Origin of the sequence: Pseudomonas sp. Pseusp97 (assembly GCF_047304025.1) — a bacterium.
GTDB lineage: Bacteria > Pseudomonadota > Gammaproteobacteria > Pseudomonadales > Pseudomonadaceae > Pseudomonas.
Map to the genome: position 1 here is coordinate 1 of NZ_JBGLYK010000063.1, position 15,799 is coordinate 15,799.

Annotated in this window: 14 protein-coding genes; 7 read left to right on the forward strand and 7 right to left on the reverse strand. The window is 66.0% G+C overall.

Annotated features, from left to right (window positions below; all coding sequences use genetic code 11):
• Positions 1–251: 251 nt before the first annotated feature.
• Complete coding sequence (gene sfnG, locus ACCC94_RS13160) at positions 252–1,346, reverse strand: dimethylsulfone monooxygenase SfnG (protein WP_413349891.1); 1,095 nt, start codon at positions 1,344–1,346, stop codon at positions 252–254.
• A 296-nt stretch (positions 1,347–1,642) separates the two neighbouring features.
• Between sfnG and ACCC94_RS13165 the strand changes: the two genes are divergently transcribed.
• A complete protein-coding gene (locus tag ACCC94_RS13165) occupies positions 1,643–1,963 on the forward strand; it encodes a DUF2025 family protein (RefSeq protein ID WP_413349892.1) in 321 nt (106 codons plus the stop codon).
• Between the two features lie 280 nt (positions 1,964–2,243).
• Here ACCC94_RS13165 and ACCC94_RS13170 read toward each other — a convergent pair whose 3' ends face one another.
• From ACCC94_RS13170 to ACCC94_RS13185, 4 genes are all read right to left on the reverse strand, one after another.
• Positions 2,244–3,470: a c-type cytochrome gene (locus ACCC94_RS13170; protein WP_413349893.1), complete on the reverse strand. Its 1,227-nt coding sequence runs from the start codon at positions 3,468–3,470 to the stop codon at positions 2,244–2,246.
• Complete coding sequence (locus ACCC94_RS13175) at positions 3,467–5,230, reverse strand: GMC family oxidoreductase (RefSeq protein ID WP_413349894.1); 1,764 nt, start codon at positions 5,228–5,230, stop codon at positions 3,467–3,469. The genes ACCC94_RS13170 and ACCC94_RS13175 overlap by 4 nt, the downstream gene beginning before the upstream one ends.
• A gap of 7 nt (positions 5,231–5,237) precedes the next feature.
• On the reverse strand, positions 5,238–5,981 hold the full coding sequence (locus tag ACCC94_RS13180; protein WP_413349895.1) for a gluconate 2-dehydrogenase subunit 3 family protein: 744 nt from the start codon (positions 5,979–5,981) through the stop codon (positions 5,238–5,240).
• A gap of 532 nt (positions 5,982–6,513) precedes the next feature.
• Complete coding sequence (locus tag ACCC94_RS13185; RefSeq protein WP_413349896.1) at positions 6,514–7,272, reverse strand: SDR family NAD(P)-dependent oxidoreductase; 759 nt, start codon at positions 7,270–7,272, stop codon at positions 6,514–6,516.
• Between the two features lie 127 nt (positions 7,273–7,399).
• Here ACCC94_RS13185 and ACCC94_RS13190 point away from each other — a divergent pair, with 127 nt between their 5' ends.
• Entirely contained in the window at positions 7,400–8,323 is a 924-nt protein-coding gene (locus ACCC94_RS13190; RefSeq protein ID WP_413349897.1) for a LysR substrate-binding domain-containing protein, read from the forward strand.
• On the opposite strand, the gene ACCC94_RS13195 is transcribed toward ACCC94_RS13190, so the two are convergent.
• On the reverse strand, positions 8,320–8,961 hold the full coding sequence (locus ACCC94_RS13195; RefSeq protein WP_413349898.1) for an HD domain-containing protein: 642 nt from the start codon (positions 8,959–8,961) through the stop codon (positions 8,320–8,322). The two genes, ACCC94_RS13190 and ACCC94_RS13195, sit on opposite strands and share 4 nt — an antisense overlap.
• 325 nt (positions 8,962–9,286) lie before the next feature.
• Entirely contained in the window at positions 9,287–10,474 is a 1,188-nt protein-coding gene (locus ACCC94_RS13200; protein WP_413349899.1) for an NAD(P)/FAD-dependent oxidoreductase, read from the reverse strand.
• A 196-nt stretch (positions 10,475–10,670) separates the two neighbouring features.
• Between ACCC94_RS13200 and ACCC94_RS13205 the strand changes: the two genes are divergently transcribed.
• The 5 genes from ACCC94_RS13205 (at position 10,671) to tpx (ending at position 15,625) form a co-directional block, all read left to right on the forward strand.
• On the forward strand, positions 10,671–12,872 hold the full coding sequence (locus tag ACCC94_RS13205) for an OsmC domain/YcaO domain-containing protein (protein ID WP_413349900.1): 2,202 nt from the start codon (positions 10,671–10,673) through the stop codon (positions 12,870–12,872).
• A gap of 341 nt (positions 12,873–13,213) precedes the next feature.
• Complete coding sequence (locus ACCC94_RS13210) at positions 13,214–13,714, forward strand: VOC family protein (RefSeq protein WP_413349901.1); 501 nt, start codon at positions 13,214–13,216, stop codon at positions 13,712–13,714.
• 30 nt (positions 13,715–13,744) lie between these two features.
• On the forward strand, positions 13,745–14,134 hold the full coding sequence (locus tag ACCC94_RS13215; protein WP_413349902.1) for a VOC family protein: 390 nt from the start codon (positions 13,745–13,747) through the stop codon (positions 14,132–14,134).
• Between the two features lie 144 nt (positions 14,135–14,278).
• Positions 14,279–14,563, forward strand: a complete 285-nt coding sequence (locus ACCC94_RS13220) for a hypothetical protein (protein WP_413349903.1) — start codon at positions 14,279–14,281, stop codon at positions 14,561–14,563.
• A gap of 561 nt (positions 14,564–15,124) precedes the next feature.
• Positions 15,125–15,625: a thiol peroxidase gene (gene tpx, locus ACCC94_RS13225; RefSeq protein ID WP_413349904.1), complete on the forward strand. Its 501-nt coding sequence runs from the start codon at positions 15,125–15,127 to the stop codon at positions 15,623–15,625.
• Positions 15,626–15,799: the final 174 nt, after the last annotated feature.

The window sequence follows — 15,799 nt, forward strand, 5'->3', positions numbered from 1 at the left end:
TTTGCCCCCCTTCTTATTTCCCGCCCCCCCCCCCCCCCCCCCACAAACAACCCCCCCCCAAAACCCCCCCCACCGTCGCGCCGGGGGTGGCCCCGCGAAAGGCGCCCCACCGAACCCTAAGGGAGACTCGGCGCGGGGCATGATCCATCGCGGACGGAGTCCGCTCCTACGTGACCGGCCAGCACGGCGCGAGGATGGGCGTAGGAGCGGACTCCGTCCGCGATAGCTATCCGCGCCGCCGAACCCCAGGCTCAGGCCGCCTCTGTCCGCCGCGCCTTCTTCTGCTCCAGCTCGCGCACCAGCGGCAGTACCTTCTCGCCGAAGTAGCGCACCTCTTCCTGGAAATGCAGGAAGCCCGTCAGCACCAGGTCCACGCCCACCGCCTTGAGCGCGACGATGCGTTCGGCGATCTGCTGCGGCGTGCCGATCAGGTTGGTCTTGAAACCGTCGTTGTACTGCACCAGGTCCTCGAAGCTGGATTTCGCCCAGTTGCCTTCGCCCTCCGGCGAGGCGGCGCCGGCCTGTTTCGCGGCATGGCCGAAGGCGTTCACCGCTTCCGGGTCGGCCTTGTCGATGATTTCGGCGAGCACCGCGCGGGCCTCTTCCTCGGTATCGCGGGCGATGACGAAGGCGTTCACTCCGATCTTCACCGAATGGCCGTTGGCTGCGGCCTTTTCGCGGATATCGTCCACCTGCGCCTTGATGCCTTCCACGCTGTTGCCGTTGGTGAAGTACCAGTCGGACACCCGCGAGGCCATGTCGCGGGCGGCGCGCGAGCTGCCGCCCTGGAAGATTTCCGGGTGCGGTCGCTGCAGCGGTTTGGGTTTCAGGTTGTAGTCGTGGAAGCGGTAGAAGTCGCCGTGGAAGCTGAAGTCGTCCTGGGTCCAGATGCCTTTCAGGGCGCGGATGAATTCCTCCGAGCGGCGGTAGCGCTCGTCGTGCTCCAGCCAGGGCTCGCCGATGGCCTGGAACTCGCCCTTGAACCAGCCGCTGACGATGTTCACCGCGATGCGTCCGCCGGTGAGCTGGTCGATGGTCGCCAGTTGCTTGGCCGCCAGTGCCGGCGTCCACGGGCCGGGGAGGATGGCGGCGATCACCTTGAGCTTCTCGGTCGCCCCCAGCAGTGCGTGGCTGAACGCCACCGACTCATGCTGGTACTCGGCGCCGTAGCCGGCGGTGAAGCGGATCTGCGTGAGCGCGTAGTCGAATCCCGCGTCCTCGGCGATGCGCGCGAGCTGGCGGTTGTAGTCGATGTCCCAGTGGGTGCGCTGTTCGATCTTGCTGACCACCAGGCCGCCACTGACGTTGGGCACCCAGTAGGCGAAACGGATCGGTTGTTGGCTCATGGCTCGGCTCCTCGGGGCTGCACAGCGGCGAAGGTGCCGCAGGAGATGCAGAGCGAAAGCCGTGCCACGCGGGCAAATTCCCGTCGGATCAGATACTTGGCGATTGACCGGGGCAGCGGCCGCTGTCCCGTCCCGCGCACGACTGCTGGGCAACTGTTGCCCAGACAACAGCGGCGGGTGCGACAACCCGCCCCTGAGCAGGCGCCGGCAAGGCTGTCAGAATTCGACGTTCACCCGCTCACAGAAGCGGGAACCTCCTGCGTGCGCATCCAACCAGAACAAATCCAGGGGGCAGCATGGCCATCACTTCCAGCGATATCTGCAACGCCGCCGACGGGCTGTCCGGCTTCGTCGGCTTCAACCTCAAGACCGGCAAGTACATCGTGCGCTTCAGCGAGGACTCCTTCGGCATGGACGTCGCCGAGGACAGCATCCGCCCGGCCTGCGAATTCGTCTGGGCGCAGAAGAACGGCATGGTGATGACCTTGAGCCGCGAGTGCCTGCAGATCCTCGCCGAGCAGAATATCCACGACCGCCTGAACCTCAACGAGGCGCTGCTCACCTACCTGCGCCGCACCGACCTGCCGGAGATCGCCGCCGAGCGCCGGTTGAAATGACGCCGTGCTTGCAGGATTCGTAGGAGCGGACTTCGTCCGCGATTGGTCAGCAATGCGCCGGACATCATCGCGGACGGAGTCCTACATGAAGTCCTGCGCGAGGGCCCGCCCTCTCCCTAACCCTCTCCCTGAAGGGAGAGGGGACCTTGCGGAGCAGGCTGAAACCAATGCGCCAGCCGGCACGGGCGGCTCCCTCTCCCTTCGGAGCGGGGCGCGCAGCCAGAGCGGGGGAGAGGGCTGACGTCCACGCAGGATTTTCCGCTCCTACGCCCCGTGCCGATTACTGCGCAAGCTCCTTGCGCAGATCGGCCACCTGGCCGGCGGTGACGGGCGCCGCCGCGTTGCCCCAGGTATTGCGCACATAGGTCAATACGCTGGCGACATGCTCGTCGTCGAGGTTCCAGGCGAACGCCGGCATGGCCGGTGAGGTGGGCGCGGCATCGGTACCGCCGGCGCGGCTGCCGGCCAGCACCACGCGGATCAGCGAGGTCGGGTCGTCGTTGTTGACCAGCGGCGCGGCCGCCAGCGTTGGGAACAGGTTTTTCACGCCTTTGCCGTTGCTCACATGGCAGGCCGAGCAGCGGTCGGCATAGATCGCCTTGCCCGCGACCATCGCCGCGTCGGTGGCAGCCACCGGCGCCGGCGCCGCTTTATCTGCCGCGCCATCCTTGAGGTACACCGCCACCGCCAGCAGGTCTTCGTCCCGCCAGTGCTGCGTGGAGTTCTCCACCGCTTCGGCCATGGGGCCGGAGGCGATGTCGAAGCGGTTGGCGCCGGTCTTCAGGTACTGGACGATGTCCTCGGTGCTCCACTGGCCGATGCCGCTGTGCGGGTTGGCGGTGATGTCCGGGGCGACCCAGCCCTGCAGGTTGGCGCCGGCGAGGAAGCGCTGGTTGTCGTCGCCGCCGATCAGGTTCTTCGGCGTGTGGCAGGTGCCGCAGTGGCCGAGGCCTTCCACCAGGTAGGCGCCACGGTTCCATTGCGGCGACTTGTCCGGCGAGGGCACGAACTCGCCCTGGGTGAAGTTCAGCCAGTTCCAGCCGATCAGGCTGGTGCGCACGCTGAAGGGGAAGGGCAACTGGTTGGTTTCCACCGGGTTGTGCACCGGCTCCAGGGTTTGCAGGTAGGCCCAGAGTGCCAGGTTGTCCTCACGGCGTACCTTGGTGTACGCGGTGTAGGGCATGGCGCCGTACAGGCGCTTGCCGTTGCGCCCGTGGCCGCTGGACATCACCGCCTGGAAGTCGTCGAAGCTCCAGCGGCCCAGGCCGGTTTCCGCATCCGGTGTGATGTTGGCGCCCACCAGCTTGCCGAACGGCGTGTCGATGGCCACGCCACCGGCGAACGGCGCCTGACCGGGCAGGGTGTGGCAGGCGGTGCAGTCGCCGAGTACGGCGAGGTAGCGGCCTTTCTCCACCAGGTTGTAGGAGTCCGCCCCCGTTGCGGCGCAGGCTTGCTGCAGGTTCAGGCCGAGCAGGGCGAGGGTGCCGATGCGAAGGAGAGTCTTCATACGCTGATCATCTCCCCGGGGCGCTTGATATAGAGCCGGCGGATCGCGTCGGCGGCCTTGAAGGCCAGCGCGCCGACCGTGCCGGTGGGGTTGTAGCCGGGGTTCTGCGGGAAGGCCGAGGAGCCGACCACGAACAGATTGGGCACGCCCCATACCTGCAGGTGCTTGTTCACCGAGCTGTTCTTCGGATCGGCGCCCATGATGAAGCCGCCGACTATGTGCGATGACTGGTAGGAGATATTCGACCAGGGGCCTTTGCGCGGCGCCGGGACTATCTGCTGCGGGTTCATGCTGCGGGCGATCTCCGCCACCTTGTCGGTGCAGTATTGCGCCATCCGCAGGTCGTTTTCGGGGAAGTCGAAGGTGATCCGCAGCAAGGGGCGACCGTGCGGGTCGCTGTAGTTGGGGTCCAGCGACAGGTAGTTGCCGCGCGTGGTGTAGCTGCTGGCTTCGCAGCCGATGGACATGGTGCTCAGGTAGTGCTCCACCGTGGCCTTCTTCCACTGCGACCCCCAGGCCGGGGTTCCGGGCGGGGTCGGGCGCGAGTCGATGGGCGCGGCGCCGATCGGCGTCACGCGGGTGCTGCCGCCGCCGACGAAGCCGAGCCCGGAGTGGTCGAAGTTGTCGTTGTTGAACTCGTCAATGCCCATGCCGATGGCGCCGCCACCGATGAAGGGATTGAAGTTCTTGTCCTTGAAGAACATCTGCACGCTGTTGGCCGTCTGGTAGGCGAAGTTGCGCCCGGTGGTGCCGGTGTTGGAAATCGGGTTGTAGGGCTCGCCGATGCCGGACAGGAGCATGAGGCGCACGTTCTCGAAGATGAACGCGGCGACCACCACGATATCCGCCGGCTGTTCCCACTCCTGGCCGCTGGAGTCGGTATAGACGATGCCGGTGGCGCGGCTGCCGGTGCTGTCCATCGTCACCTTGAGCACCTCGGAGTTGGTCCGCGCCGTGAAGTTGGGCTTGCGGATCAGCGCGGGCATGACATTGACGATGGCGCTGGCCTTGGAATAGTTGGCGCAGCCGTAGTTGGTGCAGAAGCCGCAGAAGGTGCAGGGCCCCATGGTCACGCCCAGCTGGTTGGTGTACGCCTGGGAGGCCAGAGCCGAGGGCACCGGGAAGGGCTTGTAGCCCAGGTTGCGCGCCGCCTCGGCGAACAGGGTCGGGGCGTAGGTCTGCGCGGTGGGCGGGTTGGGGTATTCGCGCGAGCGGGCGCCCTCGAAGGGGTTGCCGCCCTCGACGATCTGGCCGCCCAGGTTGCCGGCCTTGCCGGAAACCCCGGCCAGCCGCTCGAAGGCGTCGTAATGCGGCTCCATCTCCTCCCAGGTGGTGCCCCAGTCCTGCAGGGTCAGCTCGGCGGGCACTTCCTTGCCGTAGCGCTCCTTCAGGTGGCTGGCCAGGCGGAACTCCTCGGGCTGGAAGCGGAAGGTGATGCCGGCCCAGTGGTTGCCCGCGCCGCCGGTGCCGTTGCCGGGGTGGAAGGAGCCCCACACGCGCATCGGCAGGGCGGTTTCCGCTTCCGTGTTGCGCATGGTGCAGGTGTTCTGCCGGGTGCGCAGCATCAGTTCCTGGCGGCGGCTGTAGCGCAGTTCGTCGGCGGCGGAGGCGAGGTTGAAGTCGCTCGCCGTGTCGCGCCAGGGGCCGCGCTCGAAGCCGATGACGTTGAGTCCGGCATCGGCCAGTTCGTGGGCGATGATCGAGCCCGCCCAGCCGAGTCCGACGACCACGACGTCGGTGGTAGGTAGTTTCTTGGCCATGGTGTCGTTAACCCTTCCTGGCCCAGGCGGAGCTGCCGATGATGGAGAGCGGCACGAGGTCCAGCTTCTGGTTGTGCAGCGCGATGTAGTCGCGGTAGTCGTAACGCGCCCCGGGGAAACCGAGCATCTTCCACGACACCATGTCGCGGTTGCCGCCGTAGATGGGGTCGGCAAAGAAGCCTTCCATGGTGTTGCTCAGCACCTGCTGGAAGAACATTCTGGCGTCGATGCCTTCAAGGCTGATGGAGCCTTTCTCGAGGCCGCTGAGCACCTGGTCGCGCTGCTCGCCGGGCAGGGCGCTGAAGTTCTTCTGGAACTTGCCCTGGCAGTACTTGCCCAGCGCGGCCAGGCCGAGGCGGTAGCGCTCGCGCGGCACCAGCGGCGACTGGTCGGCCTGGGCGGGCGTGCCGGGGGTGAAGGGACCCTGCCGGTACAGGCGGCCGAAGTCGCCGTAGTCGCTCACCATCTGGCGGTCGATGAATACCGCGCAACCGGCGTCCTTGCCGCTGACGCTCAGCTCATCGGCGGGAATCAGCTGCTCGACTATGGCTTCCAGCTCGACGGCTTCCTCGGCGGTGAAGAACTGCCAGCCCGGATTGTCGTAGTGCAGCGGGCCGTTATGGTCGAAGGGCAGCCATTTCGGCGTGCCGATCACGGTCGCGGCCTGGGCGCTGGCAGCGCCAACGGCCAGGGAGGCGGCGGACGACTTCAACAGCTGGCGCCGGGTGAAGCCCTTGGGGTGTTCGGTCATTTCGGCTCCTGAGGCAATAGCGGTTCGCTCGTTGTCGAGGAGGCAGGGACGCGTATCGCCAGGTAGGTTCACGGTGGTCGGCACTCCCGGCCGTTGCCGGAGGAGTGAAGCGGGGTGCGAAATCGCCACAGGGGCGCCCTGCGGATCAGCCGTCGACGGCGAGATCCGCGGTTCGTCTTTTCCACGCGTGTTTTTAGACTAGGGGCCGTTACAAAATGTTGCAGGTTTTTTTGCAGCAAAGGCTTGTTGCGGAGATTGAGACAATCGGCGAGCCGGATGTTGTCGCGGACTGACAGGGTGCGTAGGAGCAACTGTCTTCTTCTGATAGTTCGTGCCTTGGATTTCCCCTCTCCCTAACCCTCTCCCTGAAGGGAGAGGGGACTGAGCGGCACCAAGCGGAACTCCGAGCCTCCCGGCCACGCCGAACGACTCCCTCGCCCTTCGGAGCGGGGCGCGCAGCCAGGGCGGGGAGAGGGCTGACGTCCACGCAGGATTTTCCGCTCCTACGCCAAGGTCAATGCTGCCGTGGGGATCAGAGGAACATCCCGCCGGAGGCTTCGATGCGTTGGCCATTGACCCAGCGGCCGCCCTCGGAGAGCAGGGCGGCGATCACTGCGCCGATGTCGTCCGGCAGGCCGACGCGGCCCAGGGCGGTGTTGCTGGCGATCTGCTGGTTCAATTCGGCGTTGTCGCGCACGCGGCCACCACCGAAGTCGGTCTCGATGGCACCGGGAGCGAGAATGTTCACGGCAATGCCGCGTGCGCCCAGCTCCTTCGCCTGATATTTGGTCAGGGTTTCCATGGCGCCTTTCATGGTCGCGTAGGCGGCGTAGCCGGGCAGCGAGAAGCGCGTCAGGCCGCTGGAGACGTTGAGGATGCGGCCGCCGTCGGCGATCAGCGGCAGCAGTTTCTGGGTCAGGAAGAACGGGCCCTTGAGCTGGATGCTCATCAACTGGTCGAACATCTCCTCGCTGGTCTCGGCGAAGCTGGCGTAGAGGCCGATGCCGGCGTTGTTCACCAGGAAGTCGAAGTGCTGACGGCCGAAGGTCTCGCCCAGCGTGGCGCGGACCTGCTCGGCGAAGGCGGCGAAGCGGGTGCTGTCGGCCACGTCCAGCTGCAGCATGACCGCACGGCCGCCATGCCGCTCGATCTCGGCGACGACGGCTTGGGCCTCGTCGGCCTGGCTGCGGTAGGTGCCGATGATGTCGACGCCGGCAGCGGCGAGGTGCAGGGCGGCGTTACGGCCAAGGCCGCGGCTGGCGCCGGTGATGAGTGCGATCTTGCGGGTCATGGCGAAGCTCCTGTGTGGGTTTGGATAGCAGGGGATTGAGGGAAAGCTTATTGTTCGATTGGCTGGTGATAAATCGGCGTGAATCGGAAATACTGGTCGGTAGTGCCGAACAATCAGTGAGCCGCCCATGATCCGCCCCGACCTGCTGCGCACCTTCGTCCGTGTCACCGAGCTGGCGAGCTTCACCCAGGCCGGTGAGCAACTGGGCCTGCCGCGCTCCACCGTCTCCGAACACATCCAGGCGCTGGAGGAACTGCTCGGCACGCGCCTGCTGCAACGCACCACCCGGCGAGTCACCGCTACCCAGGATGGCCTGGTGCTCTACGAGCGCGGCAAGGAGATGCTGGCCCAGCTGGACGAATTGCAGGGTCTGTTCCGCCAGGACGGCGAAGCCCTCGGCGGGCGCCTGCGGGTGGACATGCCGACGGTGATGGCGCGCAAGCTGGTGATGCCGCGCCTGGGTGAATTCCTTGCGCGGCACCCGGCGCTGGAGCTGGAAGTGAGCTGCACCGACCGCCGCGTCGATCTGGTGCGCGAAGGCTTCGATTGCGTGGTGCGGGTCGGTTCGGTGAACGACCTGTCGGTGGTGGCGCGCAGCCTCGGGCAGTTCCCGCAGGTGACCTGTGCCAGCCCGTCCTACCTTGCCAAGCACGGCGTGCCACAGTCGCTGGACGACCTCGCGGGGCATCAGCTCATCCACTACGTGACGGTGTTGGGCGCGCGGCCGCCGGGCTTCGAGTACCTGCACCAGGGCGAGGTCCGCTACGTGCCGATGGGCGGGGCGCTGTCGGTGAACAACGCCGAGGCCTACGAAAGCGCGGCCATGGGCGGGCTGGGGATCATCCAGGTGCCGATCCATGGCGTGCTGGATGACCTGGAGGCCGGGCGGCTGGTAGCGGTGCTGGAGCACATCCCGCTGCCGCCCATGGAGATTTCCCTGCTCTATGCCCACCGTCGACTGCCGCAGCGGGTGCGGGTGTTCATGCAGTGGCTGGCGCAGTTGCTGGGCGAGCCCGGTGTGCTGGGCACGCCCTTGACGGGGAAGGCCTAGCTGGCCCAGTCGGAATTCAGGATCACCTCGCAGAAGTTGCCGCGCACGAAGTCGGCATCCTTCATCGCCAGCACGTCGGCCTTGACGTTGCCGAAGGTGGTTTGCGGCTTGCCTTTGATGCCGTCGTAGAAGGCCTGCAGGATGTCCTGCTTGAACTGCCCGCCGCGCGGATGGGCAGCGACCACGGCGTCGCGCTGGGCGTCGGGGAACTGCGGGTAGGCGATGCCCAGTACGTCCATTTCCACCCCGGCGGTGACCAGCGCGATCTCCGGCTTCATGTGCTGCGGGATGCCGGGCGTGGTGTGCAGGGCGATGGCGGTCCACACCGTGTCGATGTCGCTCTCGGCGATACCGTGGCTGCGCAGGAACCGGGCGGCGCAGTCGGCGCCGTCCACTTCGAAACGTTCGCACTGGCTGCAGTAGCGCGGCATCAGGCCCATGTCATGGAACATCGCGCCGGCGTAGAGCAGTTCGGCATCGTACTTCAGCTCCTTGCGCACACCGGTCAGCGCACCCCAGTAGTAGACGCGGGACGAGTGGTGGAAGAGCAGGCGGGTGGCGTTGTCGCGGACCATCTCGGTGATGGCCTTGGCGAGGGCGCTGTCGGGGACTTTGACGCCGTTCAGGTCGAGGCTCATGGCGGGCTCCAGGGCTGAATTTCCAAGGCGCGACGCGGGCTGCGTCACGCTCGGGTCCATTGGAAATCCGCAGCCTTCAAGCGGCAACGAGGGCGAGGGAGCGATTACGGACAGCCGTGCGTCCTTTGCTGCCAGGTGCGCGCCGAGTCCGTTCCTACGTAACCGGCGAACTCGGTGCTGATCGTAGGGCGCATAACGCGCCAGCGTTATCCGCCGCGGGGCTATCGGCGGATAACCCGTTCCGGGTTGTGCGCCCTACGGTCTTGAATCGGTGCTGGGCGGTTCGCGAGCAAGCTCGCTCCTACAGGAAACTCCGGAGCGGGCTCTAGACGAACTGTGCCGCCGCGTAGCCCGAGGCCCAGGCCCACTGGAAGTTGAAGCCGCCCAGGTGGCCGGTGACGTCCAGCACTTCGCCGACGAAGTACAGCCCGGGGGACTTCAGCGATTCCAGGGTCTTGGACGACACTTCGCGAGTGTCGACGCCACCCAGGGTGACTTCCGCCGTGCGGTAGCCCTCGGTACCGGCCGGTACCAGTTGCCAGTCGCCCAGGCGTTCGGCGATTGCCTTCAGCTCGGCCGGCGTGTACTGCTTCATCGGCTTGGAAACGAACCACTGCTCGGCCAGCAGGCCGGCCATCTTCTTGGTGAACAGCTCGCCCAGCAGCGTCTTCAGTTCGCTGTTGGGGCGCTCGCGCTGCTGCTCGACCAGCCAGACCGGCAGGTCGATGCGTGGCAGCAGGTCGATGCTGATGGTGTCGCCGGGCTGCCAGTAGGAGGAAATCTGCAGGATCGCCGGGCCGCTCAGGCCACGGTGGGTGAACAGGATGTTCTCGACGAAGCTCTGGCCGTTGCAGCTGACCCGACAATCCTCCACCGAGGTGCCGGACAGTTCGGTGCACAGCGCCTTGAGTTGCGGATCGGTGAGGGTGAAAGGCACCAGGCCTGCGCGGGTCGGCAGCACGCTGTGGCCGAACTGGCGGGCGATCTGGTAGCCGAAGCCGGTGGCGCCCAGGGTCGGGATGGACAGGCCGCCGGTGGCGATCACCAGGGACTCGCAGCAGGCCGGGCCGAGGCTGGTCTGCAGCTGGTAGCCGCCTTCGTCGAGGCGGGCGATCTCGCTCACCGAGGTGTCCAGGCGCAGGTCGACGCCGGCCTGTTCGCACTCGTCCAGCAGCAGGCCGAGGATGTCGCTGGACTTGTTATCGCAGAACAGCTGGCCGAGCTTCTTCTCGTGGTAGGGCACGCCGTGCTTGGCCACCAGGGCGATGAAGTCCCACTGGGTGAAACGGGCCAGGGCGGACTTGCAGAAGTGCGGGTTCTGCGACAGGAAGTTGGCCGGCTCGCAATACATGTTGGTGAAGTTGCAGCGCCCGCCACCGGACATGAGGATCTTCTTGCCGGCCTTGTTGGCGTGGTCGATCAGCAGGACCTGACGACCGCGCGCGGCCGCGCTCATGGCGCACATCAGTCCCGCGGCGCCGGCGCCGATGATGATGACCTGGGATCTGAGCACGGTGGGTTCCTCGTGGACGAGCGCCTGGGCGGCGCAAAGCCGCGCATCTTACCCCAAGCGCCGGACTACGGGAGGCCGCGCGTCGATCCGCGGCGTCGGGCTGGCGGTTGAGGTATCCCGCGGGGGCGTTTGCCCGGATAATGCGCGCCCAGTCGTTTTTCTCTTTTTCGCGTTTTTCTTTTCGTGGTGCGTGCGCATGGAAATCAAGGTCAACTTTCTCGACAACCTTCGCCTGGAGGCCAAGTTCGACGACTTCACGGTGATCGCCGACCAGCCCATCCGCTACAAGGGCGACGGTTCGGCGCCGGGTCCGTTCGACTACTTCCTGGCTTCCTCGGCGCTGTGCGCGGCCTACTTCGTCAAGCTCTACTGCCAGACCCGCGACATCCCCACGGACAACATCCGCCTGTCGCAGAACAACATCGTCGACCCGGAAAACCGCTACAAGCAGATCTTCAAGATCCAGGTCGAGCTGCCGGCGGACATCTCCGAGAAGGACCGCCAGGGCATCCTGCGCTCCATCGACCGCTGCACGGTGAAGAAGGTGGTGCAGACCGGCCCGGACTTCGTCATCGAAGAGGTGGAGAACCTCGACGCCGACGCCCAGGCGCTGCTGATGCCGAGTACCGTTGCCGGCGCCAGCACCTATATCCAGGGCAAGGACCTGCCGCTGGAGCAGACCATCGCCAACATGTCGGAAATCCTCGCCGGCCTGGGCATGAAGATCGAGATCGCCTCCTGGCGCAACATCGTGCCCAACGTCTGGTCGCTGCACATCCGCGACGCGCAGTCGCCGATGTGCTTCACCAACGGCAAGGGCGCCACCAAGGAGAGCGCGCTGGCCTCGGCGCTGGGCGAGTTCATCGAGCGCCTGAACTGCAACTTCTTCTACAACGATCAGTTCTGGGGCGAGGAGATCGCCAACGCGCCCTTCGTGCATTACCCCGATGAGCGCTGGTTCAAACCGGGGCCCAAGGATGAGCTGCCCGAGGAAATCCTCGACGAGCATTGCCTGGCGATCTACAACCCGGACGGCGAGCTGCGCGGCTCGCACCTCTACGACACCAACTCGGGCAACACCGAGCGCGGCATCTGCTCGCTGCCGTTCGTGCGCCAGTCCGATGGCGAGACGGTGTACTTCCCGTCCAACCTGATCGAGAACCTCTACCTCTCCAACGGCATGAGCGCCGGCAACACCCTGGCCGAGGCGCAGGTGCAGTGCCTGTCGGAAATCTTCGAGCGCGCGGTGAAGCGTGAAATCCTCGAGGGCGAACTGGCGCTGCCGGACGTGCCGCAGGAGGTGCTGGCCAAGTACCCGGGCATCGTCGCCGGCATCAAGGGCCTGGAGGAGCAGGGCTTCCCGGTGCTGGTCAAGGATGCGTCGCTGGGCGGTGCGTTCCCGGTGATGTGCGTGACCCTGATGAACCCGCGCACCGGCGGTGTATTCGCCTCCTTCGGCGCCCACCCGAGTTTCGAAGTGGCGCTGGAGCGCAGTCTCACCGAGCTGCTCCAGGGCCGCAGCTTCGAGGGCCTCAACGACCTGCCGCGGCCGACCTTCGAGAGCCAGGCGCTGACCGAGCCGAACAACTTCGTCGAGCACTTCATCGATTCCAGCGGCGTGGTGTCGTGGCGCTTCTTCAGTGCCAGGGCCGATCACGAGTTCGTCGAGTGGGACTTCTCCGGCCAGGGCGAGGATTCGAACCAGCAGGAAGCGCAGACCCTGTTCGGCATCCTCGAAGAGCAGGGCAAGGAGGTCTACATGGCCGTGTACGAGCACCTGGGCGCCACGGCGTGCCGCATCCTGGTGCCGGGCTACTCGGAAATCTACCCGGTGGAAGACCTGATCTGGGACAACACCAACAAGGCGCTGGCGTTCCGCGCGGACATCCTCAACCTGCACAGCCTCAACATCGTCCGCCTCAAGTCGCTGCTCAAGCGCCTGGAAGCCTGCGAGGTGGACGAGTACACCGACATCACCACGCTGATCGGCATCGAGTTCGACGACAACACGGTCTGGGGCCAGCTGACCATCCTCGAGCTCAAGCTGCTGATCAACCTCGCGGTGAAGCGCTTCGAGACGGCCAAGGAACTGGTGGAGATGTACCTCCAGTACAACGACAACACCGTCGAGCGCGGGCTGTTCTACCAGGCGCTCAACGCGGCGCTGGAAGTGCAGCTGGACGAGGAACTGGAGATGGCCGACTTCGAGGCCAACTTCCGCCGCATGTTCGGCAACGAGCGCATGGACGCGGTACTGGGTTCGCTGGACGGCAGCGTGCGCTTCTACGGCCTGACGCCGACCAGCATGAAGCTGGAAGGGCTGGACAAGCACCTGCGCCTGATCGACAGCTACAGGAAGCTGCACCAGGCGCGGGCCAGGGCGGTGGCGGGGCGCTGATTCGACCAAGACGTTCAACTGACGTCGCGTCCCAGGGGCACTGCCGGGGGGATGGTTGAGCGATGTTTGTAGGATGGCGTGGAGCGCAGCGATACCCATCAATACCTGTGCCCCGACAGCATGGGTATCGCTGCGCTCCACCCATCCTACGGAACAGACGAACCAGGGCACCTTCGGGTGTCCTGGTTCGTTTCCGGCGACTGGTTGCCAGAGAGGCATACCGCTCGACCGGTCGTCCGGTGCAGCGCGAAAGTCCGCCTAGACTTGTCGATTCCGTCGTCGCTCAGGCGACCAAGCTGCATGCCGGTCATGCCGACCGCGCGAGGATCAGGAGAGTCACCATGTCCAGCCTGCAACGCGTCACCCCCTGCCTGTGGTTCGACGGCAAGGCCGAGGAAGCGGCCCAGTTCTATGTCGGCATCTTCCCCGACTCGCGGATCGTGCAGATCGCCTATTACCCAGAGGCCGAGAAGGACCGCCATGGCGGCGTGCCCGGCTCGGTGCTGACGGTGGAGTTCGTGCTGGACGGCCAGACCTTCATCGCCCTGAACGGCGGGCCGGCCTTCAACTTCACCGAGGCGCTGTCGCTGCAGGTGATGTGCGACAGCCAGAAGGAGATCGACCACTTCTGGGACAAGCTCGGCGCCGGCGGCCCGGAGGAAGCGCAGATCTGCGGCTGGCTGAAGGATCGCTACGGGGTGTCCTGGCAGATCTGTCCGCGCCACGTCGGCGACATGGTCGCCGACCCGAACCCGGCGAAGGCCAGCCGCACGCTGCAGGCGGTGATGGGCATGAAAAAGCTGGACATGGCCGCCATCGAGCGCGCTCATGCCGGTAACTGAGCGCCTGACCTGAGCGAGGAGGGCGCCGGCATGTTCAGCCATATCACCGTGGGCACCAATGACCTGCCGCGCGCCATCGACTTCTACACCAGGGTGCTCGGCGCGCTGGGGATTGTCCTCAAGGCCCGCCGCCTTCAGCCTGAACGGGCAATCTTCGCCCACCCGGACAGCGACGTGGTGTTCTGCGTCTATTCGCCCATCGACGGGCAGCCGGCGAGCGTCGGCAACGGCAGCCTGGTGGCCTTCGAGGCGCGCACGCGGCATCAGGTCGACAACTTCCACGCCCGCGCCATCCAGTTGGGCGGCGTCGACGAAGGGCCACCCGGCCTGCGCCTGAACTACTCGCCGACCTACTATGGGGCCTATGTGCGCGACCTGGACGGCAACAAGCTGTGCTGTGTCTGTCACCTGCCGGAGTGACGTGCCTGACGAGAAATTTCGAACCGGCAAGCGCAGCGGCTCGTCCAACTCCCTGAGCGTCGCAGTCAACCGGCACGCACCGCTTGCCCGACTGCGGCACCGCCATGCGGCGAGGGTGCGCTCGCCGTACCGGGAGGAACTGCGATGGTTACTCACTACAAGGTCAAGGGTCACCTGGCCTGCGGGCATGCCGGCAAGCATCTGGAATCCACCAGCGAGCTGAACCGGGTGAAGTGCCGCAGCTGCCGCAACACCGAGGTCTACAAGGAAGCCCGCAAAACAGCCCGCAACGCCGCACGCAGGGCCCAGCGCAAGGCACGTGCCGAAGCCGTGCACAACGACTGGCGCAGCTTCTGGGAGAAGCGCCTGGTCGCCATGCCGGGCAGCCAGCGCCTGCCGCGTGGGTTCCAGGGCCAGCCGTTCGTTTGAGTCGCGCCTGGGTGAGATAGAACACCGGGACGGTGCAGTCAGGGTTACGGTGAGGAACGCAGATCGTAGGGCGGATAACGCGCCAGCGTTATCCGCCGTCATGGGAACGGCGGATAATCCGTTCCGGATTATGCGCCCTACATAGGGACTCCCCTGTAGGAGCGAGCTTGCTCGCGAACAGCCCTCACGCCGGACACCGCTGACACCCCATCCGTAGGGCGCATGACGCGCCAGCGTTATTCGCCGCGAGACCTTCGGCGGATAATCCGTTCCGGATTATGCGCCCTACGTCGGGAGTCCCCTGTAGGAGCGAGCTTGCTCGCGAACAGCCCTCACGCCGGACACCACTGACGCCCTATGGTTTCCGTGTTTGCGCTTCCCCAGTCTTTAGAGCGTGGCGCGCAGCCAGGATCAGGGAAAGGGCTGTCGATCCTGCAGGCCCGGCTGCATGCCCGAGCGTTAAGCTCGGGAAAGACGTGCTAGCATCTGCGACGGCCCCGAATCCTCCTGCGGCGCTGGCACCCCGCCAGCGCCGCCATCCCTCACAGAAGGACCCAAGCAATGGCTCAAGTCACCCTCAAGGGCAACCCGGTTTCCGTCGACGGCAAGCTGCCGCAGAAAGGCGAGCAGGCTCCGGCCCTGTCGCTGGTCGCCGGCAACCTGTCCGACGTCACCCTGGAAAACTACGCCGGCAAGCGCAAGGTGCTGAACATCTTCCCCAGCGTCGACACCCCGACCTGCGCCACCTCCGTGCGCAAGTTCAACGCCGAGGCGAGCAAGCTGGCCAACACCGTGGTGCTGTGCATCTCCGCTGACCTGCCGTTCGCCCAGGCGCGCTTCTGCGGCGCCGAAGGCCTGGAGAACGTGGTGAACCTGTCCACCCTGCGTGGTCGCGAGTTCCTCGCCAACTATGGCGTGGCCATCGCCGACGGTCCGCTGGCCGGCCTCGCCGCCCGCGCCGTGGTGGTGCTGGACGAGCAGAACAAGGTGCTGCACAGCGAGCTGGTGGGCGAGATCGCCGATGAGCCGAACTACGCCGCCGCCATCGCCGCCCTGGCCTGATGGAAGGTGGGGGCCGGTCCGCCAGGATCGGCCCCCATGGCGCGGGAACCTCCCGCGCCATTTCCGGGTCGCAATGCCCCGGTAATTCGTAACTCCCGGTAAATCCAAGGTAAATAGCGGGTAAAGAGACTTTGCCTGCGGCGCGGCTGTGCTTATCGTTCAGCCTCGCTATTC

Coding starts and splice junctions, on each gene's coding strand:
- ACCC94_RS13220 (WP_413349903.1), top strand. CDS start 14,279: ATGGTTACTCACTACAAGGTCAAGGGTCACCTGGCCTGCGGGCATGCC.
- ACCC94_RS13215 (WP_413349902.1), top strand. CDS start 13,745: ATGTTCAGCCATATCACCGTGGGCACCAATGACCTGCCGCGCGCCATC.
- ACCC94_RS13175 (WP_413349894.1), bottom strand. CDS start 5,230: ATGGCCAAGAAACTACCTACCACCGACGTCGTGGTCGTCGGACTCGGC.
- tpx (WP_413349904.1), top strand. CDS start 15,125: ATGGCTCAAGTCACCCTCAAGGGCAACCCGGTTTCCGTCGACGGCAAG.
- ACCC94_RS13205 (WP_413349900.1), top strand. CDS start 10,671: ATGGAAATCAAGGTCAACTTTCTCGACAACCTTCGCCTGGAGGCCAAG.
- ACCC94_RS13185 (WP_413349896.1), bottom strand. CDS start 7,272: ATGACCCGCAAGATCGCACTCATCACCGGCGCCAGCCGCGGCCTTGGC.
- ACCC94_RS13165 (WP_413349892.1), top strand. CDS start 1,643: ATGGCCATCACTTCCAGCGATATCTGCAACGCCGCCGACGGGCTGTCC.
- ACCC94_RS13195 (WP_413349898.1), bottom strand. CDS start 8,961: ATGAGCCTCGACCTGAACGGCGTCAAAGTCCCCGACAGCGCCCTCGCC.
- ACCC94_RS13190 (WP_413349897.1), top strand. CDS start 7,400: ATGATCCGCCCCGACCTGCTGCGCACCTTCGTCCGTGTCACCGAGCTG.
- ACCC94_RS13180 (WP_413349895.1), bottom strand. CDS start 5,981: ATGACCGAACACCCCAAGGGCTTCACCCGGCGCCAGCTGTTGAAGTCG.
- ACCC94_RS13210 (WP_413349901.1), top strand. CDS start 13,214: ATGTCCAGCCTGCAACGCGTCACCCCCTGCCTGTGGTTCGACGGCAAG.
- sfnG (WP_413349891.1), bottom strand. CDS start 1,346: ATGAGCCAACAACCGATCCGTTTCGCCTACTGGGTGCCCAACGTCAGT.
- ACCC94_RS13170 (WP_413349893.1), bottom strand. CDS start 3,470: ATGAAGACTCTCCTTCGCATCGGCACCCTCGCCCTGCTCGGCCTGAAC.